This is a genomic window from Sporosarcina sp. FSL K6-6792 (assembly GCF_038004885.1).
Lineage (GTDB): Bacteria > Bacillota > Bacilli > Bacillales_A > Planococcaceae > Sporosarcina > Sporosarcina psychrophila.
Genome location: NZ_JBBOSA010000001.1, coordinates 1,005,451 through 1,029,457 on the forward strand (window position 1 = coordinate 1,005,451; position 24,007 = coordinate 1,029,457).

The following is a 24,007-nucleotide window of genomic DNA, read 5'->3' on the forward strand; positions in this document are numbered from 1 at the left end:
ATTTATGATTGGTTGAGTAGCATATATGATCGGTCGGGGCTAACTTATGATTGGTTGAGCAGCATATATAATCGGTCGGGGCTAACTTATGATTGGTTGAGTAGCATATATGATCGGTCGGAGCTAACTTATGATTGGATGAGCTGCATATATGATCGGTCAGGGCTGACTTATGATTGGTTGAGTAGCATATATGATCGTTCACCTTACAGATATAGTCGGCTAACAAATTCTACTGATGAAAGCTCAACCAAACGACCTTCTATCGTTTTCTACAGCATAAAAAAAGAAGAGGCAAATGCCCCTCCCGTAGATTACTTTTTTCAACACATTTATATTTCTACTACTTTCCTGCTAACAATCTGTTGTATTTCTGAGCCGTCCAGTGTTTCCTTTTGCATTAATAGATCCACCAACTGTTTGAATTCTGACGCGTGTTCTTGAATGAGGCTTTCTGTTTTGCGAAGCGCATTATCAAAAAGAATTTGCATCTTCGCTTCTTTCTCGCTTTTATTGAAAGTTAGCGTGAAGCCGTTTTGTAATAAACCTGTATCAACCATGCGCTCGATGATTTCTTTCGCTTGTTGAACATCGCCACTTACGCCAATACTGTGTTCACCAAGATATATTCGTTCGGCAACGCCACCAGCAAGGATCATGCAGACTTGGTCTAATAATTCACTATACGTAGACAAGTGAAGCTCTTTCTGAATCGGTGCTACATACCCAAGTGCTTGGCCGCGTGGAATAATTGTTGCTTTCCTTACTGAACCAGGCTTTGTTACTGCAGCGACTAGCGCGTGACCGGATTCATGAATGGCTACTCTTCTCTTTGTCTCCGGATCATTCATCGAACGGGAGGCGCTTCCTAGAATGGTGCGGTCAATTGCAAAGTCAAGATCACTCTTAGCAATTTGTTCACGTCCATCTCGAATTGCTCTTCTGCTCGCTGTTTTAAAGAGAGAACTCAGTTCAGCTCCTGAAAATCCTGATGTACTTTCGGCTAGAGTATCTAATGAAGCAAAGACTTCATCAGCCAACAGCTTACCTCTCGTGTGAATATCAATAATTTCTCTTCTTCCAGTCGTATCAGGTAAGGGTACTTGGAACGAATAGTCGATTCGACCTGGACGAAGAAAAGCTTCATCTAACATATCTTTTCGGTTCGTTGCTGCAATGAATAGCACACCGTCGTTATTATTGCCACCATCTAACTGAACAAGAAGTTCCGTTAATGTTTTTTCCGCTTCTTCCCCACCATGTGTTTTCCGTTTACCTGCAAGTGCATCGACTTCATCAATAAATATGACTGCTGGTCGTTGCTTTCTTGCATTTTCAAACAGAGATCGTACACGGGAAGCACCTACACCAACAAATAGTTCTGTGAACGCTGACCCGCTGGACGAAAAAAAGGTTGCTCCTATTTCGCGTGCAATTGCTTGTGCAAGTAAAGTCTTCCCAGTACCCGGTGGACCATATAAAAGAATTCCGTTGGGTGGCTGAATACCTACTTGGGCCGACCGTTTCGGATCTTTCACAATAGATAACGTCTGTAAAATCTCTTCCTTCATTTCTTCAGGAAGCCCACCAATATCTTGTAATGTTATATCGGGTAAAGGCGTCGATTTAGATGCGCTATTTTTCATAGAAGAGGCACCTACGCCGATCTTCCCTTTTTTATGAAGCACAATTAATGTAATGAGCAGCGTAATGAACACTCCTCCAAATAATAAACTACTTAATTTGCTTTGATCGGAATAGTTATATGATATATTATATTTTTCGACTAATTGTTCGACTAACTGGCTTTCAGGACGAACTTGAGTTACGTATTGCTCATCTTTCGTCTGTAAGAATAATGTTCCGTTAGACGTTTCTTTAAGCGATACAACTTGATCATTTTGAGATTGAATTGTTTTTTCCAATTCGGAAAACGATACTGCGATTCCTTTATTTGCATCAAAGAAGTACCACCCCACACTTGCTACTGATCCAGTGACTAAGAGGACGAGAACCACAATCTTTGTTGCAAACTTCGAAACATGCTTCAAGCCTACGACAACTCCTTTTAGAATATACTTCTATTATAAGGGCTGATGATCTATTATAACAGGTGGAATTATTGGATACGCTTGTACAAAGTATGAAGTTTCAATCATTTTTAACACATAAAGAGTATTATCCACTTCGACTATGTCTGCTACACTATACTAGTAAGAAAATACCCGAATGATAGAGGAGAAAAAATGATTAAGAATATATTTACCAGTCTTTATTTAATCGCGGGCCTACTTATTTTTGCAGGTTGCGGTCAAAGTACAACACAGTCACCTATACCTGATAATGTAAATGGGGATACCGAATTAGTAGAAGAACAAGCAAACGAAGAACAGAACAAAGTTGTTGAAGTGGAAGATGCAGATTCCATTGAACAGCAAAATCCACCGCTCTCAAAGATGAAAGTTCATTACATAGATGTCGGACAGGCAGACGCCACATTGATTGAATACAACCAGGGTGATGAAGCATTTGCAGTACTCATCGATACCGGAGATTGGAGCTCCACAGATGTTGTATCCTATCTTCAAGCCCACAACATAACGAACATCGATATTGTCGCGATTACGCATCCCCATGCAGATCACATTGGGCAACTGGATAAAATCATCCGTACATTTGATGTATCAGAAGTGTGGATGAATGGTGAAACTACGAATTCGCAAGTTTTCACGAGTGCACTTGCTGCAATTGAAGACAATAACGTAGATTACTATGAGCCGGAGGTTGGCGATGTATTCGACATTGGGCCGCTAGAGGTTGCAGTACTTCATCCGGAATCGCTGTCAGGCGATACAAATAACAATTCGATTGCGATTCGTTTGCAATACGGAGAAATTTCCTTCCTCTTTACTGGTGACGGTGAAGAGGAAGCAGAAAGTGAAATGCTTAGTAGTGGTGCAAACCTAAAGGCAGATATTTTACAAGTGGGTCACCATGGCTCGAAAACATCAACAACCGATAGTTTTCTAAAGGCCGTTCAGCCAGATATAGCGATTTATTCGGCAAGTGTTGACAATCAATACGGACATCCGCATATCGAAACGATTAATCGGCTTGAAAAAAGCGGTGTTCTCGTTTATGGAACGGATATTCACGGAACAGTTATTGTTGAAACAGATGGTAAGACTTTTAGCGTCCATACAAATAACCAAGGGACTATAAAGCACACACCACCTGAAGTAGAAACTGAAGTTGTACCTACACCTGAACCAAAAAATGAGACACAGCCAGTTTCAAGTGACTCATGTGTTAACATCAACTCGGCAAGTGAAGTGGAGGTACAGCGAATTATCCACATCGGTCCCACCCGTTCACAAGATTTAATCCAACTCCGCCCTTACCAATCAGTTGACGATCTTAGTAAAATAAAAGGCATCGGACCTGCCCGGATTACCGACATTCTCACGCAAGGCATTGCGTGCACAGGAGGATAATTATGTATTCAGCATATCTTGATCGATTCACAGACAATGACAAAGCACTTCTTTTAGTTGAAAAATTGCAGAAAGAATTCCATGTCGACATAAACACGCTCCCAATTGACAGCAAGGCTGGCACATGGTTTTTAGTTGAAATCCAAGGAGATGAAATCACTTCATTCCAAGTGGACGAAGGAAAAACAGCTGAAATGGAACAAGAAGTAGACGACAGAATGCAACGGTTAAAATCCAAGAAATCCAGTCGCTTCAAACGAAACTAAGTGTAGTAGCAACTGTCATAAATCAAAGAAATGCTGTCGCGCCCATTGTAAAAAATGGATGTGACAGCTTTTCTGTTTTACTGTTTTTTAGTTACATCTAGTCTTTCATTACCCATATAGAAAACGGCAATAACTGCAATTCCAACTGGTATAAGTGACCAGAGATATGTGGCTGAAATTGATGTAGACATTGCATTTACAATCACGTCCAATATATCTGGGGGGATGTTGGCGCGAGCTTCTGGCTGAAATACCGTTTGGATATTTCCAAGTGATTCCGGACCGCCCTGCCCGCTTCCACCAAGTTTCGCAAAACCAGTGCTCATTTCACTTGTTAGCAATTTTGTTTGAATCGCACCGAAGATGGTAATCCCGAGGGCAAGGCCTAACGAACGGAAAAACGAGTTCGTTGAGTTAGCCGATCCCCTATAGCGGTAGTCCATTTCATGCATCGATGCAGAGGGCAGTAATGAAAATGAAAACCCTACGCCAAATCCAACAAGTACCATAAATAGGGATAATGCGATTCGTGATGTATCAGGTGTTATCGTACTCATTAATACCATACCGATTGAATAAGCGATAACCGAGATCACCATGATGTTGCGATACGATGTTTTCGTCTGCAATATTCCTCCAAGTGCACTTCCAGCGACCGAACCAAGAAGCATCGGCATAAGAATAATGCCCGCATTTGTGGCAGATCCACCGTATACGGCCTGCACAAAAAGAGGGATAAAAATTGTCAGGCCAATAAATGTAGCGCCATATAAGAATGCCAGCGCCTGGGATGAAGCAAAAAGTCTGTTCTTGAACATCCAAAATGAAATGATTGGTTCTTTTGCTCTCGTTTCAGCCCATATGAAGACAATAAAAAAGACAACAAATATACTAAAAAGGGAAATACTTTGCCACGAAAACCACTCAAACTTATTCCCACCCAACTCAAGCCCAAACATCAGACTGACGACAGCTGTAACAAGTGTAATTGCGCCTAGCCAGTCGATTGTCTGCTCGATCGGTTGTGCAGCTTCTTTATAATAGCGAATGATCAAGAATAAAGAAATCGCGCCGATTGGAATATTGACGTAAAATACCCAGTGCCAGCTTATTGATTCCGTAATCCATGCTCCTAGCAAAGGACCTAGAACACTTGATGCGCCAAATACAGCACCAAGAAGGCCTGTCATTTTACCACGCTGTTCAGGAGGAAATACATCAAAGACAATAGTGAATGCAATTGGTAATAATGCCCCTCCCCCAATTCCTTGGATCGCTCGGAATACCGCAAGCTGCGGAACCGTTTGTGCAAGCCCACAAAGAGCAGACCCAACTAAGAAAACAATGATACCAAATAAAAAGAACCTTTTTCGTCCATACATATCGGATAACTTTCCGAAAATCGGCATACCCGCAAGTACAGCTACTGCATAAGCAGACGTAATCCAAATGTAGCTGTCCACACCGCCCAAATCTCCCAATATTGAACCGAGCGCTGTCGCTACAATTGTGTTATCCATTGCAGCCATTAATATTCCCAATAAAATCCCCGTCAAAACGAGGCGTAATCGTGTCTTATCTTCCAATGCAGTCTCTCCTTCATTAAACACCGTTGTGAATTTTATAATGCTTTGCTTGTAAAAATAACCAAACATTTCATAACTAAGTATACGAATTATAGCAGTAGAGTTTCTACATTACAATGCTGTTTCAACACTTATTTAAGTACTGATGCGAATTGTATTCGATTAAATTCCAGGCTCTAAACTGTAAAAAACTAGAAGCCTTACTAATCTAGCTGGATCTTTTTTAATCTAATGGAAACTTAGACGTATGGTTGAGCGTCTATATCCTGGTACACTTTTTCGAATGACACCTACTGGAGGAACTATAATGAATCGAGCAGATATGAAGAAAATTAAGAAACGTAGAAAATGGCCATGGGTCATTGCAGTAATCAGCCTAATAATCGGCGGTTTTGCATTGAATGTCTATTTTGACTTGACGTCAACGTTGAAAGCTATGTATAAACCGATTGACCGCGAATTATCTGAGAAGCGAGCAGAAGGAATTACTTTGGGTAACCAAGATCCGTTTTCAGTGCTTGTCTTGGGTGTTGATGAACGCGAAGGTGATAAAGGCCGCTCGGATACGATGATTGTAATGGCCGTTAATCCTAAGTTAAAAACGACGAAAATGGTTAGTATTCCAAGGGATACGTACACAGAGATCATTGGCCACGGGACCACAGATAAATTAAATCATGCGTATGCATTCGGTGGCATTCAGATGTCACTGGATTCGGTCGAGAATCTACTGGATATTCCCATTGACTATGTTATGGAAGTCAATATGGAAGGTTTCCAGACAATTGTAAATACCGTCGGCGGTATCAGTGTTAACAATCCTTTTGAATTTACACAGGATTCAATTCATTACGCTACTGGTGACATCACCTTGGACGGCAAAGAAGCACTATCCTATGTGCGGATGCGGAAAGGCGATCCTAACGGCGACTTCGGGCGTCAAGATCGACAGAAACAGGTAATTGAAGGAGTACTGCATGAAGGAACCTCCATAAAGAGTCTGTTAAAATACCGCAGTGTCTTCAACGCCCTGGGTGATAATGTAAAAACAAATATGACGTTCGATGAAATGGTAGACGTCCAAAAGAATTACCGTGACGCGGCTGGTAAAGTGGAGCAACTTCATTTTGAAAAAGGTGAAGGCAAGCGAATGAACGGCGGTATATGGTATTACATTATGGATGAAACAGAATTACAGGAAGTTACAGGTACCATGAAGCAACATTTGGAATTGAATTAAAGTAATCCGCGGAATGTTAAACTCCGCGGATTTTTTGATGTTGTTTGCTATGGGTTTCCACTTGCTGCTTTTGAGTGTACCTACTGTTTCACGGATTTACCCGTGATTTCCGAACATACCCTCGGATCCACCAATAATTCTCTCTATACCCGCACTTGCCCATTTCCACGGATGACATACTTTGTCGTTGTCAACGCCTTTAATCCCATCGGACCCCGTGCATGCAATTTCTGTGTGCTAATTCCAATCTCCGCGCCATAACCAAATTCAAAACCATCCGTAAATCGAGTCGAAGCATTATGATAGACTGCGGCGGCATCGACATAATTCAAGAAAATCGCAGCATGCTTTTCATCATTGGTGATAATCGCTTCGGAATGCTTTGTCCCGTATTTGGTAATATGAGTAATTGCTTCCTCCAGACTCGTTATAATTTTGACACTAACTGTTAACCCGAGATATTCCGTTGACCAATCTGATTCGGATGCAGCTCGCACCTTTTCACATTCTCGAACAACAGTTTCATCTCCGTATATCTCCACATCGTTCTCCTGCAATTTTTCGATAAGTCCTTTTCCATACAATGTAAACCACTTGTCATGGATTAAGATTGTCTCAATGGCATTGCAAACGGATGGGCGCTGAATCTTTGCATTCAATGCAATATTAGTAGCCATTTCTAGCTCTGCTGATTCGTCAATATAGATGTGGCAATTACCCGCCCCAGTTTGAATGACCGGAACTGTCGCTTCACGAATTACTGTTTCAATAAGTGTTTTGCCCCCCCTTGGAATTAGAACGTCCAAGTATTCATTGAGCCGGAACAGTTCTTTTGCCGTCTCCCTGCTTGTATCTTCAATTAATTGGATAGATATTTTGGGAATATCACTTTTATCAAGAGCAGCATGAATTGACTTTATAAGAGCCAAGTTCGAATATTTCGCAGAAGAACTTCCGCGTAAAATGACGGCGTTCCCCGTTTTAAGGGCAAGCGTCGCCGCGTCAACAGTGACATTCGGTCTCGCTTCGTAAATCATGCCGATAACGCCAATTGGTACCCGCTTCACTTCAATAAGCAATCCATTGTCTTTTTCAATGGTTTCCACTGTCTCTCCAATCGGATCCTGTAATTCGATTAACAGATGGATGGCATTCGCCATGTCTTCTATTCGTTTTCCAGTGAGTAGTATGCGGTCAAGAATTGCGTCAGTAAAACCTTTCGCTTTTCCATCGTCCAAGTCTTTCTGATTTTCAGCAAGTATGGACGTTTGATCGGCCACTAATTGTTCGGCAATTAATGCCAGTGCTTTGTTCTTTTGGTCGGTTGTGATGTTCACCAACGAATAACTTACTTCTTTTGCAGCCTTCCCTTTTAAGCGTACTTCGCTCATGCTAAATCCCCCCATTTCAAATTTGTGCCCAGCGGTCCCGGTGAATGACTTCAACAGCCGATGAAACTAGTTCACCTTCTTTTTCCTTGTTTCTGTCTTCAATCGCGTTTCTTAATTCACCAGAAGAATAACTTACTTCTCCTTTACCTAAAATCCCATTCACGCCAAATACTTCAACAACGTCACCTTTGTGAAAATCCCCGCTTACTTTAACAACACCTGCAGGTAATAAACTTTTTCCGTTATATAAAATAGCCACTTCTGCCCCTTGGTCAACGTGAAGTTCACCTGTCGATTCGGAATGCAACACGATCCATTGTCTGCTCGTATTAATCTTAGCGATAACTGGATTGGAAATATAGGTGCCGTCGCCTCCCCCTTGTAAAATCGTTAGTAGTTTATTCGAACCTTCTCCCGTTCCGATGAAAACGGAAACACCTAGTGATGTTGCTGTTTTTGCAGCTAGTAGTTTTGATTTCATGCCACCTGTTCCCACTTTTGATCCCGTATCGGTAGCTCCTTTTAGTAAGTCATCTGTTATCTGTTCAAGATAATCAAGTCGTTTCGCTAATGGATATTTGTGTGGATTTAATTCATAAAGCCCATTAATATCCGTTAAAATAATAAGCTGGTCCGCATGGAGAAAGCCACTGACAAGTGCTGACAGCATATCATTGTCACCGAAAGTCAGTTCTTCAACAGAGACTGTGTCGTTTTCATTAATAATGGGCACGATTCCCCGTTCCAACAGTTCCGTCATAGTCGCAAATGCATTCCTATAGCGTTCACGATTCGAAAAATCGATTCGTGTCAATAAAATCTGAGCTGGCATGATTCCATGAACACTAAACTTTTCAATATAAGATTGCATTAACAAACCCTGGCCCACCGCCGAAGCCGCCTGTTTCCCTTTGATTGTTATTGGCCGAGATGAATAGCCTAACTTTGCAAACCCAGCCGCGACTGCACCAGAAGAAACAAGGATCACTTCATGCCCTGCTTTACGTAGTACGGCAAGCGCATCGATATGATCGTTGAATTTCGTTTGATCGATTTCACCTTTAACATTTGTTAAAGAACTGCTTCCTATTTTCACGACAATCCGTTGTTTTTTCATTCCAATACCCCATTCCTTCTTATGTTGGAAAACAAAAAAAGCCCATTCGTCCTGATATTAAGGACGAAAGGGCTTAGCTTCCGCGGTACCACCATAATTGGATGCATGCGAACACATCCCACTTATCCCCATAACGCCGAGGGGGGCGCCTATGTTTTACATAAGACTACGAAGGTAGGTTCTGCGATTGTCGTGACGGAATCTTCCAGCTGATAAATTCCGCTCTCTTTCACAACATGGTTTCGCATAGTAATCCTTCATCACCGTTCAAGTTTTAGAAGATTTTAAACAATCATACAACACTTAACTGAATTGTCAAGCGTGTATGAGTGAACTACTTTTACTTCAGTCATTATGAACGGACAATGAATATCGCCACTGCCCCACTAAAGTAATAACAAATAGTAATACTCCCCATATGTCGGTGCCTTTTCAGGCATTGAAGTTCATTTTATTATGAGCAAGACGGTGACGAGAACAACATGTAGAATTGCAAATAGATCGAATTTCTTATACATTTTTTCGTTAGTTCAAGCTTAGGACGCTTTTCAACTATTTAGAGCACCCTATAAATTATCCATAACATTTAATCTTTTAAACCATTCAGCATAGTTTCTTAAAATTAAACCGGCTTGCGCTGCGCTAACCAATTCAAAAGTTCTGTCGAAGTCATAGGCTTAGCAAAATAATAGCCTTGGAAGATTAACGACTCCGACTCTTGGCTAAGAAATTGTACTTGCTCTTCAGTTTCTACACCTTCTAGTACAATATCTAAATTTAACGTGCGACCGATTGCGAGAATTGCCTTCAGAATAGATGAATCTTTCTCAGATTGTGGTACATCGTCAATAAATGACTTATCTATTTTCAATGTCGAAATCGGCAATCGTTTCAAATAAGACAAAGATGAAACTCCTGTTCCGAAATCATCCAATGCTACAGAAAAACCTTTTTCTCGAAACGTATTGAGGGCTTTCACCGCATCTTCAATCGAATTCACTACACTCGTTTCCGTAATTTCTAATTCTAAATTATTCGGTTCCAATTTATACTTTTTCACCATTTCCGTTAATACATTAAGTAGGATTGGTGATGTAACATAATCCCCAGGAATATTAATTGAAACGGGGTGTACTTGGAAAGTCGTTTTTCCCCACTCTGCAATCTGTTTGCAAACTTGCTCGATTATCCAGTTCGTGACGTCTCCTATTCGTGTGCTTTGTTCAAGTATTGGTATGAAAGTTACTGGAGATAGCATACCGTATTTCGGATGCTTCCAACGAATCAAAGCTTCAAACCCCGACAATTCATTAGTACTAGCCCTTACTTTCGGCTGATAAACCATGAATAATTGTCCTTCATGCATCGCACCTTCTATACTCTCTAGGATTTCTTCTTCGAATGAATGAGAATGGATTGCATTATCAAAACGAATCACCTGGTAATCATAGCGTGTCGATGGATGCTCTAACACAGTAAGCGCTTCTGTATACAAACGCTTCGGATCCCGATGTTCTTCCGTAGTTGACATCGCGCAGACCGCTTCAATCTTAATTAATTTGCCATCGATCTCAGTCAGTGCTTTAAGTTGCTCTGCTACCTTATTCATGGTGCGTTCAAACTCAACGATTCCGTCCACCCCCTGAAGAAGAAAGACAAAACGCTTGCCCTGAAGCTGGTAAAGTTTCATAGAGGATGATGACCACTGAGAGAAAAAACATCCCAAATACTGAATAACTTTATCTCCGAAAATATACCCTTGTTCAACATTGATTTTTTCAATGTCGGGGATATACCACATTGCAAGACTTCCATCATAAGAGGGACTGTTCAACATTTTCTCAAAGCTCCGCCTGTTTGGGATTCTCGTTAAGGACTCGAAATAGTTTACGCGGTAATCAATATACCGATCAATAAAACTCGATAATAGTAATAATAGCAGCAACAGACCCAAACCAATTGAAACTGAAATGGTAAGATAGTTCATATCCATTTGATGAATCTCATGCAGACTATCAATCTTGTCACGATGAATATAGTAAGTAGTCCCCATGAGTCCGGTATAATGCATGCTAGAAATTGCTAACCCCATAACGAGCGAAGTAACTGTTTTCAGGAGTTTATTTTTCAAAAGATGCTGAAGAGAAGAAAAAATGTAGATTGCGATAAAAGAAATACTAATTGCAATCGCCACAGATGCAGTAAAAATTGTGCGATCATATGTATAGATAGCATCTGATTCCATAGAAGCCATCCCAATATAATGCATGACAGAGATACCAATTCCCATCGCGACACCCGAAATCAAACTTAATCCAATCGTTTTTCGCGTGCGGTTGACTAAAGTAAAGACTAAAAATGAACTTGCAATTGCTGGAATAATCGACAAAAATGTAAGCTCAGGTTTGTAAGTCATCGAAATGGGTAATAAATAGGCACCCATTCCAATAAAATGCATGGACCATATCCCGAACCCCAAAGCAACCGATGCTAATATGAGCCACAAATTTCGATGAAAAAAGCTATTCTCTTGCATTCGCTCATTCATGGATATCGCGGTATAGGAAGCAAAGCTCGCAATGATAACGGACAAAAGAATGATTGAAAAAGAGTATTCACCAACAACTACACTATATGATTCCATGGAAGGATGAGTAAACAAAATCGGTTCTCCTTTACAACTATTATAATATAAATCTCTACTAATTATAGTTCTATATAATCATGTGTCAACCTGTTCCATTCTACCTTCAAGATTATTTCACAGCATTTCGAAAAAAGTTCCTATCTTCAGGTTAACGTTGGTTAATCAACACATGTTCAATCCGTTAACAATAACCATTCTGCAATCTTATGATATTACTATTTTGTTATTGTTGTAAAAAGTAGCAAACCCACCTTCTCTTCTTCCTATACCCAGTAAAAGCCCAATCGTCCTGGTATTAAGGACGAAAAGGCTTAGCTTTCGCGGCGATAATTCCCTCTTTGTTTTTGCATAAGATTACGAAGGCAAATGCAGGAGTTTGTGATGTTGGGATTCGCTAGCTGATAAATCCCATTCTCTTTCACACCTTATTGCCACATATTACTCCTTCTTCACCAATCAATTACCGATAGTTTCAAATAACCAAATAATACTGATTTGATTTGTCAAGCATTGATTAATTCGAAGAATCTATTTTACCAACTGTTCCTTTTTTCCTTGCCCATGTGAAGATAATTGCAGCAATTAATGTGAAACCTAGGTAACCCATCACTGGATAGACAGTACCAACAAGTGTGATGAATCCAATAAAACTCGCGCCGAACGCAGCTACACCAAAAATTGTAACGGCACCTTTAAAACGCACTGTTTCAATTTTAACGATACGAGCTGAAAATGCGTATAACATTCCAACCGCTGTATTGTAAATCATCCCCAATAAGATAATGGACATAATTGCCCCCATTATAGGGCTAATATTATTTGCCAAAAACAGCATTGGCATCGGTACACTTGCAATCGCTTTTAACTGAGTCAGCATTGAGACATTGATAAGCAGGATGAGTAGGCCCAATCCAAGACCACCGATGATTCCACCCCACGCCGCAACTTTCTCATCCTTTACAGTGCCGCCCATAACCGTGAGCATCGCGGCTCCAGCTGCCAAATTATAAGAGACATATAAAATTGCGCCCAGTAGCCAATGGGATGCACCTCTATTTTGAGTGACAACAGCGGCTGACAGATCAGCAGTAGCAAAGTCAAAGTTTATTAATGAGTAAACTGTAATTACGATCACTATCAATAGTAAAAATGGAGTAAATGCTCCGATGAGTGAAATCACTTTTTGAACACTTAACGTTACCGTCAATATGGTTACAATCGCCATCAAAATACTTCCAATGAAACTAGGAATGCCAAATTGCTGTTCAAAAATTGCTCCAGCCCCTGAGAACATGACTACAGTTACGCCGAAAAGGAAAAATGTAATAATAATATCAACAAGTACCCCTAAATAACGACCACATATATGATAGATTACACGTTGATGAGACTTAGTTTGCAAACGACTTCCCAATTGTGTCAAGTTCATCCCTAAAAATGCAAATAAGACAGTTGCTACAAGTGTTCCAACGATACTAATTGGTCCAAAACTAGTGAAAAACTGTAAAATTTCCTGACCTGATGCAAATCCTGCTCCAACAATCACTCCGATAAAAGCTCCAGCGATTTGAAAACTTTTTCTCATAACTCATCCCCCGTTTTAGCCGCAGTGTCTCTTTATAGTCAAACTACTATAATAGATTTTATTTTCTGATTTTTCTAGTCAGAAAGGACGATTTAAGTCATCCTTCCCTACACCTATTCAGCCTCTCTCATCACACATCATTCAGCTTTGAAGTGTAACTCTTCTACCGTGAATTTATTCATAGCTTTCAAGTTTGGTTCGTAACCTATTCCATATGCGGTTGGAACAGTAATATAGCCGTCCTCCACTACAACTTCTGGAGTAATAACGTCTTCCTCCCAGTAACGTGAGGATCCAGCAGTGTCCCCTGGTAATATGAAGTTTGGAAGTGTTGTGAGCGCTACATTATGCGCACGACCGATTCCTGACTCCAACATTCCGCCGCACCAAACAGGTATTTGACGTTCCATGCAATAATCATGAATTTTCTTCGCTTCAGTAAGACCTCCAACACGACCGATTTTAATGTTAATGATTTGCGTACTACCAAGTTCAATCGCTTTTCGTGTATCTTCAAGGGAGTGAATGCTTTCATCCAAACAGATTGGTGTTTTCAATTGTTTTTGTAATTTCGCATGGTCGATAATATCGTCTGAAGCGAGCGGCTGTTCAATCATCGTCAAGTTAAATTCATCCAGCTGTTTGAGAAGTTCAATGTCGTCCAATGTATAAGCCGAGTTGGCATCTGCCATAAGTGGCACATCTGGGAAATTCTTGCGCAACTCGCGGATTACATCAATGTCATAGCCCGGTTTGATTTTGACTTTAATACGCTTGTAACCTTCTTCCACAAAACCACGTACCGTTTCGACTAGATTAGCAATATTTTCATGGATCCCGATACTGATACCTACTTCAATTTTATCGCGTTCGCCACCAAGAGCCTTCGCCAATGTCAATTTGTTACGCTTAGCATAAAGATCCCAAATTGCGCCTTCCAAAGTGGATTTCGCCATATTATTTTTACGGATTGCAGCGAACAATTCACTTACTTCGTCAGGATGTCCGATTTCCCTTCCTAATACGATAGGTATCAGAAAATCACGGATCATATGTAAATTCGTTTCAAGTGTTTCTTCGCTGTACCAAGGCGAGTGAAATGCCACTGACTCCCCCCATCCCGTATTACCCAGCTCATCTTTCACTTCAAGTAACAGAAAATCTTTATCTTGGAACGTACCAAAACTAGTTGTGAACGGGTGCTTCATTCTCATTTTCATTTTTCGGATGTTGATTTCTTTTATAATCATTCGGATTCTCCTCCATTTTTTATTGTCAGTGGAATTGTGTTTCTTTTTACAAATTGATAATAATGAACGCCTTCTTCAGACCTATTCACTCCTACTAGCGCATAGCCAGAACCAAATAACGTTTGAAAAACGGTCCTGATTTTCATTCGCCAGTCGAGCGCTAGTTCAGGTTCATTCTTTTTGATCGACTGAAATTGTTCTGGTACAGGAACTTCAACACCAACACTGTTTAACAGGACATTTTCCGAATCCACAACTAGCGTTGGATTTCCTTTATGGGATTTCTCAACTTTAAATGGTCGATCATAGTCGGAAACTTGCGGTGTCCACTTGTCCTCGACCCTTTCGCTCGAAACCCACCATTCGACTTGAAGACGGTCTGATGGTAATCCTTTGTTCAAACCATCTTCCATTTCACCGTAACAATTCACTAAATAAGTATCGCAAATTGCGTACAGTTTCGACACATTTAAATATGCATTGCGACTTTCCAATGGATCGAATGTCCAAGTAATCAAATTGTATCCCATTTCCTTGGCAATTTTACGCTGTTCATCCTTTAGCAACTTTCCGATTCCCATCAGTTGATAGTTCGGAAGAATGCCAAGCATATGTGAACATAAATACGGCTTACCATTGGTGAAACCCGGAAAACCATATGAAAAGCCAACGATTTCATCACCTAAGAAAGCGCCTAACAATAACCCGCCATTTTTCGCTGCTGTATAGGTTTGATGAGTCGGTAACGGTTCAAGGCCCCAGATTGCTCGTTCAAGCGATTGGACCAGGCGCATGTCTTCATTGGTTTCTAGTTTGCGAATGGATAGGTTGACGTCCATTTGGTTCACTTCCTTCTCTCTAACTGCTCGAATGAATGGATGACCGTTCGAACGAGTATTTCAATTCCGGTCAGTATACTATCATGATTGAATGTCATGTTGGGATGATGAAGGCCAGGCGATAAGTCGCAGCCAAGACCGAGCATTGTCGCTTTAACAGAAGGTCTTTTTAATGTGTAGTAATGGAAGTCTTCTCCGCCTGGTGTGACAATAGGCGGCACCAAAAATTGTTCCCCAACTGTTTCCCTTATCGCTTGTGCCATCATTTCGACAGCAGTGTCATCGACTTGGGCAGCTGCAATTTCCGCGATTATTTCATAATTAATGATAACATCAGACAGTTCTGCAACCGAACTAATCGCTTTATCAACTAAATTCATCAGTTTGTCCATAACCACGTTTGTTTGGGCGCGTAAATCCAAACTAAATACTGCACTTCCGGGAATGATGTTGGCTGACCCTCCACCCGCTTGGAACATCGTCATTTTTGCAGAATGCGGGACCATTGGGTCAACGTGGATGGAGTGGATTGCCTGTACGAGAAGTGCCATCACTTCTATGGCATTTTGTCCAAGATGCGGTCTTGCTCCATGCGCATCCGTCCCCACGATTGTTCCTTTAATCATTTTTGCAGCACCATGCATAATGGCTGGGGATGCGTAGCCATGACCGATTTCTTGAATCGGACGGAGATGGACACCATACAAATAGTCGATATCGTCAACGATCCCTTTTTCCACAAATGATAATGCGCCCGTCCCTTTTTCCTCAGCTGGTTGAAAAATCACTTTTAGTCGTCCAGTTTTCGGATACCTAAGCTTTTTCAAAACGAGTAAAGCGCCAATTGCAATCGTCATATGCGCATCATGTCCGCATGAGTGGTTCGCTTGAAAGACCCCATCCACTTCCTGCCAGAGTGCATCGATATCTGTTCGAAGTCCAATACAAGGATCACCAGACCCAAGTGTTACTACAAGTCCCGTTGAATCTTCGAATGTCGTAACTTGAAATCCTTCACTCTCTAACAATTGTTGTAAATAATTTGTCGTCTCAAATTCCTGCCAACTAATTTCAGGATGTGAGTGTAAATGGTTAAAAACCTTATCAACAATCGGCTTCATTTCTTGTAACACTGCTTTCATTTTCAATCAACTCCTTCAACAAATAAGAAATCGCTTGGTATCGATTGATACGTTTCACGTCTTTTTTCGAAACTGTCCTTCTCCTTCACGGACAATCCTGCAATAATCGCATTCATGAATGAAAATAGAGAAGCCGTTGCATCGAGCGTCGACTTGTTAGGCGAATAAATTGGAAATAACAAATCACTGAATGTATGAATCGGGGCTATCATTGAATCAGTAATTCCGATAATGAAAGCTTGTTGTCTATGTGCCAATTCCGCAATTTGAATTGTTTCTTTCAAGTACCGATGAAACGAAATGGCGATGACAACGGACTTATCGTTCATTTGACTGAGCGTTTGGATTACATCCTCCGTTTCTGGTCGTAACAGTCTGACATTTCCTTTCACTAAACCAAGCGTGTATGAGAGCCAATTGGCTGCAGTATACGAAGAGCGCAGTCCAAGAATATAAATGGTTTCTGCTTGAGAGAGCTGCTCGATTGCCTTTTCGTAGTCTTCTTCTTTAATTTGTTTCATCGTCTCTCCAATCGCTATTCGATCCCGCTCCATCACTTTTGTGAAAAAATGCGGTGCCTGTTCAAGTTCCAGTTTAGATTTCTGATATGTTGTGAAGCTACTCTCTTGAAATAGCAATTGTTCACGGATGACCTTTTGTAGTTCGCCATAACCAGAGAGATGCAGGCTATAGCAAAAGCGAATGACTGTCGTTTCGCTGACACCGATTGTCTTCCCAATTTCTTGTGCCGTAGACATCGCAATATTTCTTGGGTTATCGATTATATAAGTCGCGACTTTTTTCTGACTTTTTGACAATTGGTCGTAATACTCGTGAATCAGGTCCTTTAATTTCATCTTCACTCTTCCTTTTTGAAGTTCTTCCGTCATTATTTTCCTAAATGAAGTTTTGACTTCATATCAATTATTTCATTACCTTAACATACTTGTTCGCGGAATACAATGTATTTTCTGATACTTATGCTTTCCTGCGAACCTTTAGCCTCTTCTTCAATTACTACTCGAAAATTACTTGCTATATATGTTGAATTAAAGAATCCCATTGAACCTGCTGTGACGCTCAATAAGGAGAGAGTTGTAATTCCGGATGTGGGGTTGTAGTACGCTCAGCGAAGGAGCGATAAGACTAAGGAGGGATGCAGTTCAATCCCTCCCAAGCGGTCTGCTTTCTGGCTTATCTCGGGAGGCATCCACAAAGCGTCGAAGCGGTATTGGCGGGAATTCTAATTAGTTCTAAGTATTGGGACTTTTTCAGTGGCCTCCCAAAAGCCTTTGTAAAGCGCAGACGCCGTATTCATTTGGTCAACATATATAGCTTTCATTTAGGGTTATACGTTAAATATGGTAAAATAGCTATGCGAGGTGGTTATATAATGAATGAAAACGAAAAAATTCTTGGGGATGAACGTCGCCAATTAATCGTCGATACGTTACAGACGTCCGATAAACCTATTACAGGAAGAATACTCGGAGAAATGACAAATGTCAGCCGTCAGGTGATTGTTGGAGATATTACATTGCTGAAAGCAAAAAACGAACCTATTGTCGCAACAAGTCAGGGCTATATTTATATGCATGTGCAAGCGGCACCCAGGAGAATCGAAAAGACGATTGTTTGCAAACATACTCCGGACCAAACGATGGAGGAGTTGAACATTTTTGTCGATAACGGCGTTACAGTAAAGGACGTCAAAATTGAGCATCCTGTCTATGGTGATCTTAGTGCGTCAATCATGGTTTCCAATCGGAATGAAGTAAAAGAATTCATCAAGCGAATCAAAGAGGCAGATGCTATTTATTTATCAAAGCTAACTGAGGGTGGTATTCACCTTCATACGGTATTGGCGGACGACGAAGAATATATCAGAAAAGCGGAAGAAGCACTTAGAAAAGCTGATATTCTCGTCGAATGAAAAAATAAATCGGGAGTTATATTTTCAATCGGTGCAAATAGCATACAAACTTGAAAAGGTCGATTTCCCATACGAGAAATCGACCTTTTCAAGTTTACCAAAAAGTAATTGCCATCCATCTCCTCAAAATTGAATAGGGTATTCTTTTGATTCACTATCATCAACAAATTCTAAGTCCCTATATGACTACATTCCAAAATAGTTTTAATGAAAAATTCATGTTCTTCATCTACACCTACGCAATATTGTTTATCAAGTGTTATTTTCATTGGAAAAATTTCAGATTTCTTTTCCGAGAAGAGCCATCTTCTACCTATGCTAGCTAAAATAATAAAAACACCATTTTTATTTTCTTGCATAAAGTTTAAAGAAGAAGTAGTAATTGGATCATTATCACTATCAAAAATATTTATTTCTTTGAATTGCTCGCCAACCCTTGGTGAATCTTTTACAATTAAACCAATTTCACTGATATTCAAAATGTTATTTACTGCAAATGTCGATTCACTATTTGGATTTACATAGTATCGAGCTATGAGTTCTACTATATTTCCTGCTGGATCTTCAAAATAGCAAGCATGTGCAGGCCAAAATGAAAAATCAGCCTCGTCTTCTCCGTCTTCTAATAAAAGCGTTGTTTTTCCTTTTAACCATTTCTTCGCTTCTTGAAATTGATTGGGTGGAATATTAAATGCAAAATGATAATATGGTTCCCCTACTACATTTTCATTCGTGAATTCTAAAATGCTTGTTCCTACTTGAATTTGAAAACTTTTTGAACTTTCACCACAAAGAGGAAAACCTAAATATTGCGTATAAAATTCTTTCATTTTTTCTAATTTACCTGTTTGTAATGTCAGTATTTTTATTTCCATAAACAATATTCTCCTCATCAAGAAAATTTAATAGTTCATTTTTTAAATTCTATGTCACTTTTCCACTTATAATGCGTGTAAAATAATTGAATAGGCAAAGTAACTATTAATGCCAAAGTTAATACTATTTTTAGTGAATCAGAGATCTCAGAAATAAGTAGCATTATAATCAGAATAATACTAGGTGGAATCATCCATAAAGTCCTAATAAACTTTTTTCTATAATTCAATCTCCAATAAATTAAACCGCTATTACGACCATTTTTCAATGTAAATACCTCCGCATTATAAAACCACTAAGTAACATTAAGTAATAAAAGATTCTTTCTTCTGTTTCCGTCATAAAGGTAGTGCCATACATAAAAAGTTATCCCAGCTATTAAAGATAATGAAGCTGTATTAGCATCGATAAAGCATTCTCATAAATTCAAATCTACTTCCATTTGTTTCCTGTATAAATGTATCAACTTCATCAAACCCGATTTCACTATATATTTTTATAGCTCTTTGATTGAAAGTTGCTACTGATAATGTTATTTTTTCTGGTCTGTATTTTGATTTAGCAAAATCCAAACCTGCTTGGACAAATCCCAAACCGTTGCCATTACCAGTTAAATCTGGTCTCATGCCTAACCCTATATCAATGGTGTTGTTAGCTACTTCATTAAAAGTATAGAAGCCTATAGCTTCCTTGTCTTTAGTAACAAAGAAGTTTGAGTCACCCCGTTTTTGAGCTTCTAAGAACTCAACTAAATCTTCTTTATCTGCTACCATATCGTAAAAAGAATATTCCGCATTATAGTGCCAATTATATGCAATCTCTTCCGCTTGTTCTTGTGTCATAATTTCAAACTTATATCCCACAATTATCCTCCTCTAAGACTTCCACACGAAACGTGCTAGTTTTCTAGCAATCTGTGTTCCATCCCTTCAATCACTTTCTGTTGGTCAAGAATAATTTATAAGAGTCATAAACCTTTTTTATAATAAATAAGTGTCGTGCTGTCATTTATCTTCTTGGTTTCTCCTGTTTTTATAAAGCCCATCTTTTCATATAAATAACAATTACGTTTTTCTTCCGCTATAGTAGCCAACTCCCAACTAACGGCTTGAGGAAAAAGTTCCTCTATTTGTGTTATTGCTTTTTGGGCAATTCCTAGCCCCTGATATGTCGGTTGTATAAACATTGGGCTGATCCAAAATTCAGTTTTCTCCTTCCACGAGACACTAATAGCGCCAACAAGAATAGTATCCGATTTTATTTTATAAACTCCTCCTGACGTGTTGTTTATCCTTGTTATCATTCGCTCGATCGTTTCATTCGCAGGATTAGTATTGTAATCCTTATAAACTTCAAGTAATGGTAAAAATGCATTTACTTGTATATCAAAAAGAGATTGCGCATCAAATTCGTTTGCTTTTTCTAACGTAACTTCCATAACTGGTACCCCATTTCTACTAATAAAATCATTGTTATAGTGAATCAAAAGACAATATAGTCCTTCCAGTTCACAGTGAAATCTCCTACTACTAAAATCAATATTATCAATAGAAATAATCCAACTGGAATCATTAAGCTTATATAAGTTTCGCTCCATTTATACAGAGTTTTTCGCTTGCTTAAATACCTATCTATCATAAAGTAAATTAGAGCCGCGGGCAGACTAATCCAAAGTAATAATAATCCGAAAATCAAATGAAAAAGTAACGATAGAAAACACTCTAACTTTACTGACTCATTTTTCGTGAATTTGGATGAAAGTAAGTCGCTTACTAGAGAAGTAAACACCCCATATAGAAGAATGGCCGGAAAACTGTATAGAATATACCCTTGCGTTGTAACTAAAATCTTTCCCAAATATCGCCATAGTGAATACACGTTACTTTCGTAGAAGTATGGTGTTACTAACGCTAATAATATTGCATAAATAGGAACTGTAATCGCCGCAGTTATTAATTTTCTCGGCAACGCTCTGCTAATAACTTCTTTAACGCTCAATCTTCCCACCCTATCTGATAAGCAATTCGATCAGGCATTTCGTTTAATCATTTCTTCTACATAATCTACCAAAGTACGATAAGAAGAAGTTCCGTTTAGAAAGTGAGATGCCTCAATTACAGCCCCTAGCGAATTTAATTGAATTCTTTGTTTCGACATATTTAGTTCTTAATTTACTAATTTTCTAAAAAGATTTTTTCGGTAATCCCGTTCCATACTACCTTCAAAACCAGCTTCTCTTCTTGTTTCGTTGAAGGGCTATTAGAACTTAAACTTTTGTGTTGAAACTTACCTTTTTCGTTCAATGAAACATTGTTTGTACCAAAATTCAGCACTCCATCGGTGCTTGTTTCAACGAAATAATCAAAGGTTTTAACACTTTCTAACTCATTACCTTTATAAATAATTTGAATTTCATATTGTTCATCTCCGTCAGTTTGGGCCACGGTCACTTCTGCCCACCAATTTTCGCCTTCACCAACGAATGTCAATTCTTTTGTTTGCCATGCACTAAAAAATATACTCATTGAAACTATGAGAATGAATAAAACTTTTTTCAACGCCTCCCCTTCCTTGCGAAACGATATAGTAAAATAAGAACTGCGATTGCAAACAAAGCAATTACGCTGATATATAATGGATTAAATATATCTAAGTTCTCCTTGTCAATAAGCGCTACATTGTTTCCACTGCTAGGATTCTTGTAACTTGTTTTTAGAAAATCAGCATAATAAGTTGCGATTTCTTCATTTTCATTATTTATTATGCCGTGAAGGACTTGAACCATACCATTTGGCCCTCCTACAGGTGTAAGAAATGTCGCAGAATCACTCTTTTCTAAAAACAGAAGAAACTCACCGCCTTCGTTCTGAAATCCCTCAGCCCAACCGACATCATACATGTCAATTCCAGCGATTATTTGTTTAGTAGCCTCTCCTTTATAAACATTTTCAACGGCAAACGTATATCCTTGAAAAATAAATTCACTGTCTATCGGCTTACTTGAAAAGTCGTAAGTTCCACTTATAACTACTTCAGCCTCGTCGCTAACTTCTTGCGGGTCCATCTCGATCCAACTTGTAGCAGAAACACTTACGCTTACTATCATCATTGATAAAAAGACAGTCATTACGAAAAGTCGATACACTAATCTTTTCATAAAGGCACCTTCCTTTTATTTATTTGACGCCTCTTGAGCAAGAAGGTTCATTATTAAGAATAATTTAATAACAATACAATGGAAATAAAAAAGCAATTCAAATTAAAGCAGTATAGCTTTAATATTTTTTTACAGGCTAATTAACCCCTAATAATTCCATGACTCATTCCAATCAGAACTTCTTTTCCGCTTTGATTATGATAAAAGGTAATCATGGCTATTGTCTTAAATTCAACTTCTGTTATCGTGAATTCACAAGTAATCGTGTCCCCTGACAGGGCGAAGGTAACCACTTAACATCTCTCTTGCAATATTAACTAAATCCCCGATACTCGCAGTAAAAGACCTTGTACATAAAGCTCCCTTTCTCATCTCATCTCATTCCATATGATATTTTCCCTTATCACCTATTACCTCTGAAAACTGTTGTGTTTCTTCCACATTAAACGTTTTTAATCACGTGAAAATAGCCCCAACTTTAAGCTTCATTATTCAATCGCTCCCACAATTAATCTGACTTCATTGAATAAAGAGTATCACTTTCAAGCTTGAATGAATAGTCACTCATTAACAATTACCTGTTAAACATTACTTACTTTTATCGAAAAAGTTATTCCATTTTAAAATTTCCTCAACTTTGGAAAAGGTATTTAATCTTTAATATATAAAATAACCTTGTCTATGTAACTATCTATTTGTTTTCCGTAATTTACTTCTAAACATTCAAAGTTTAAAGTATTTTTACTAGCCTATCCCTGTTCCCTAAATGCAAATTCGGAGTCAACTTGACTTATTTGGCTAATTATACGTATACGTTCCTTTAGCCTTATTTGAATCACCTTAAAACCATTCAGATAGTATTCCACATATTTATACCTAACATAATGTTTCTTAAACAATCCTACTTTTTTAGTGATAAATAGCGTCCTCAAATAATTGGTACGATGAACTTTGGAATATCTAACTTCCCTTTCCGCTTTTACGATCAAAAAGTATTCCCCTTTTTATTCCTATTGTCTAATTGTTTTAAGGACAAGGGGAAGACAATAACCCTTACACGAGGAATTTAGTTTCATACTGTAATTAAGAATAGGAGGTGAAAAAAATGGGATATCATGAAAATAATCATTTTGAGAAGAACTATTGTGAGAAGAAAAAGGATTCAAAAAGCATGGAAGCAAAATTAGAAGATATTTTGATACAACTTCAACAACAAAAGCAATGGCAATTACAGTATCAAAATCAAAATCAATACCAAAATCAATTACAGTATCAAGATCAAGACCAGAAGCAAGCTCAAGTCGATACTGATACAAGTACCTTCGAAAATATCGGAAGTCCAACAATCACAATTACTAATAACGTAGATGTTGTTGCAGTCGCTGTTGCCGTCGCAGCATTATTACAAGGTCCATTAGGAGCAGGTCTTTCTTTTGATACAGTAAAAGAATTGAAGAATATGCTTCAAGCATAATAGTATTTGT

Annotated in this window: 20 protein-coding genes; 5 read left to right on the forward strand and 15 right to left on the reverse strand. The window is 39.0% G+C overall.

Going from position 1 to position 24,007, the window contains the following annotated elements; all coding sequences use genetic code 11:
* Positions 1 to 332: 332 nt before the first annotated feature.
* Entirely contained in the window at positions 333 to 2,051 is a 1,719-nt protein-coding gene (locus tag MKZ26_RS04830) for an AAA family ATPase (RefSeq protein WP_340764773.1), read from the reverse strand.
* Positions 2,052 to 2,246: 195 nt separating this feature from the next.
* Between MKZ26_RS04830 and MKZ26_RS04835 the strand changes: the two genes are divergently transcribed.
* Together MKZ26_RS04835 and MKZ26_RS04840 are read left to right on the forward strand one after the other, a co-directional pair.
* Positions 2,247 to 3,494 carry an MBL fold metallo-hydrolase gene (locus MKZ26_RS04835; RefSeq protein ID WP_340764775.1) on the forward strand — a complete coding sequence of 416 codons (1,248 nt, stop codon included), beginning with the start codon at positions 2,247 to 2,249 and terminating at the stop codon, positions 3,492 to 3,494.
* Positions 3,495 to 3,496: 2 nt separating this feature from the next.
* Positions 3,497 to 3,760 carry a DUF3006 domain-containing protein gene (locus tag MKZ26_RS04840; protein WP_340764777.1) on the forward strand — a complete coding sequence of 88 codons (264 nt, stop codon included), beginning with the start codon at positions 3,497 to 3,499 and terminating at the stop codon, positions 3,758 to 3,760.
* A gap of 77 nt (positions 3,761 to 3,837) precedes the next feature.
* On the opposite strand, the gene MKZ26_RS04845 is transcribed toward MKZ26_RS04840, so the two are convergent.
* Positions 3,838 to 5,346 (reverse strand): MDR family MFS transporter, encoded by a 1,509-nt coding sequence (locus MKZ26_RS04845; protein ID WP_340764779.1) that lies wholly within the window; start codon positions 5,344 to 5,346, stop codon positions 3,838 to 3,840.
* Positions 5,347 to 5,653: 307 nt separating this feature from the next.
* On the opposite strand from MKZ26_RS04845, the gene MKZ26_RS04850 reads away from it, so the two are divergent.
* Complete coding sequence (locus tag MKZ26_RS04850; RefSeq protein ID WP_340764781.1) at positions 5,654 to 6,586, forward strand: LCP family glycopolymer transferase; 933 nt, start codon at positions 5,654 to 5,656, stop codon at positions 6,584 to 6,586.
* Positions 6,587 to 6,729: 143 nt separating this feature from the next.
* On the opposite strand, the gene MKZ26_RS04855 is transcribed toward MKZ26_RS04850, so the two are convergent.
* The 8 genes from MKZ26_RS04855 to MKZ26_RS04890 all read right to left on the reverse strand — a co-directional run bounded on the left by MKZ26_RS04855 (position 6,730) and on the right by MKZ26_RS04890 (position 17,414).
* Positions 6,730 to 7,977: a glutamate-5-semialdehyde dehydrogenase gene (locus MKZ26_RS04855; protein WP_340764783.1), complete on the reverse strand. Its 1,248-nt coding sequence runs from the start codon at positions 7,975 to 7,977 to the stop codon at positions 6,730 to 6,732.
* A 16-nt stretch (positions 7,978 to 7,993) separates the two neighbouring features.
* Positions 7,994 to 9,094, reverse strand: a complete 1,101-nt coding sequence (gene proB / locus MKZ26_RS04860; protein ID WP_340764786.1) for a glutamate 5-kinase — start codon at positions 9,092 to 9,094, stop codon at positions 7,994 to 7,996.
* 622 nt (positions 9,095 to 9,716) lie between these two features.
* Positions 9,717 to 11,756, reverse strand: coding sequence for a bifunctional diguanylate cyclase/phosphodiesterase (locus MKZ26_RS04865; protein WP_340764788.1), 2,040 nt, complete (start codon positions 11,754 to 11,756; stop codon positions 9,717 to 9,719).
* A 499-nt stretch (positions 11,757 to 12,255) separates the two neighbouring features.
* Positions 12,256 to 13,326, reverse strand: coding sequence for a YkvI family membrane protein (locus tag MKZ26_RS04870; protein ID WP_340764790.1), 1,071 nt, complete (start codon positions 13,324 to 13,326; stop codon positions 12,256 to 12,258).
* Positions 13,327 to 13,463: 137 nt separating this feature from the next.
* Entirely contained in the window at positions 13,464 to 14,576 is a 1,113-nt protein-coding gene (gene menC / locus MKZ26_RS04875; RefSeq protein WP_340764792.1) for an o-succinylbenzoate synthase, read from the reverse strand.
* Positions 14,573 to 15,415 (reverse strand): GNAT family N-acetyltransferase, encoded by an 843-nt coding sequence (locus MKZ26_RS04880; protein WP_340764795.1) that lies wholly within the window; start codon positions 15,413 to 15,415, stop codon positions 14,573 to 14,575. Before MKZ26_RS04880 ends, menC begins: the two co-directional genes overlap by 4 nt.
* Positions 15,416 to 15,420: 5 nt before the next feature.
* On the reverse strand, positions 15,421 to 16,557 hold the full coding sequence (locus MKZ26_RS04885) for a M20 peptidase aminoacylase family protein (RefSeq protein WP_340764797.1): 1,137 nt from the start codon (positions 16,555 to 16,557) through the stop codon (positions 15,421 to 15,423).
* A 2-nt stretch (positions 16,558 to 16,559) separates the two neighbouring features.
* Entirely contained in the window at positions 16,560 to 17,414 is an 855-nt protein-coding gene (locus MKZ26_RS04890; RefSeq protein WP_340764799.1) for a MurR/RpiR family transcriptional regulator, read from the reverse strand.
* A gap of 536 nt (positions 17,415 to 17,950) precedes the next feature.
* Here MKZ26_RS04890 and MKZ26_RS04895 point away from each other — a divergent pair.
* On the forward strand, positions 17,951 to 18,490 hold the full coding sequence (locus MKZ26_RS04895; RefSeq protein WP_340764801.1) for a transcription repressor NadR: 540 nt from the start codon (positions 17,951 to 17,953) through the stop codon (positions 18,488 to 18,490).
* Positions 18,491 to 18,660: 170 nt separating this feature from the next.
* On the opposite strand, the gene MKZ26_RS04900 is transcribed toward MKZ26_RS04895, so the two are convergent.
* The 5 genes from MKZ26_RS04900 to MKZ26_RS04920 form a co-directional block, all read right to left on the reverse strand.
* Positions 18,661 to 19,365: a VOC family protein gene (locus MKZ26_RS04900; protein WP_340764803.1), complete on the reverse strand. Its 705-nt coding sequence runs from the start codon at positions 19,363 to 19,365 to the stop codon at positions 18,661 to 18,663.
* A gap of 399 nt (positions 19,366 to 19,764) precedes the next feature.
* Complete coding sequence (locus MKZ26_RS04905; RefSeq protein ID WP_340764806.1) at positions 19,765 to 20,229, reverse strand: GNAT family N-acetyltransferase; 465 nt, start codon at positions 20,227 to 20,229, stop codon at positions 19,765 to 19,767.
* Positions 20,230 to 20,333: 104 nt separating this feature from the next.
* Complete coding sequence (locus MKZ26_RS04910) at positions 20,334 to 20,804, reverse strand: GNAT family N-acetyltransferase (protein WP_340764807.1); 471 nt, start codon at positions 20,802 to 20,804, stop codon at positions 20,334 to 20,336.
* Positions 20,805 to 21,540: 736 nt separating this feature from the next.
* Entirely contained in the window at positions 21,541 to 21,924 is a 384-nt protein-coding gene (locus tag MKZ26_RS04915; protein ID WP_340764809.1) for a hypothetical protein, read from the reverse strand.
* Positions 21,921 to 22,523 carry a hypothetical protein gene (locus tag MKZ26_RS04920; protein ID WP_340764812.1) on the reverse strand — a complete coding sequence of 201 codons (603 nt, stop codon included), beginning with the start codon at positions 22,521 to 22,523 and terminating at the stop codon, positions 21,921 to 21,923. Before MKZ26_RS04920 ends, MKZ26_RS04915 begins: the two co-directional genes overlap by 4 nt.
* A 1,105-nt stretch (positions 22,524 to 23,628) precedes the next feature.
* Between MKZ26_RS04920 and MKZ26_RS04930 the strand changes: the two genes are divergently transcribed.
* Positions 23,629 to 23,997, forward strand: coding sequence for a hypothetical protein (locus MKZ26_RS04930; protein WP_340764813.1), 369 nt, complete (start codon positions 23,629 to 23,631; stop codon positions 23,995 to 23,997).
* Positions 23,998 to 24,007 lie beyond the last annotated feature (10 nt).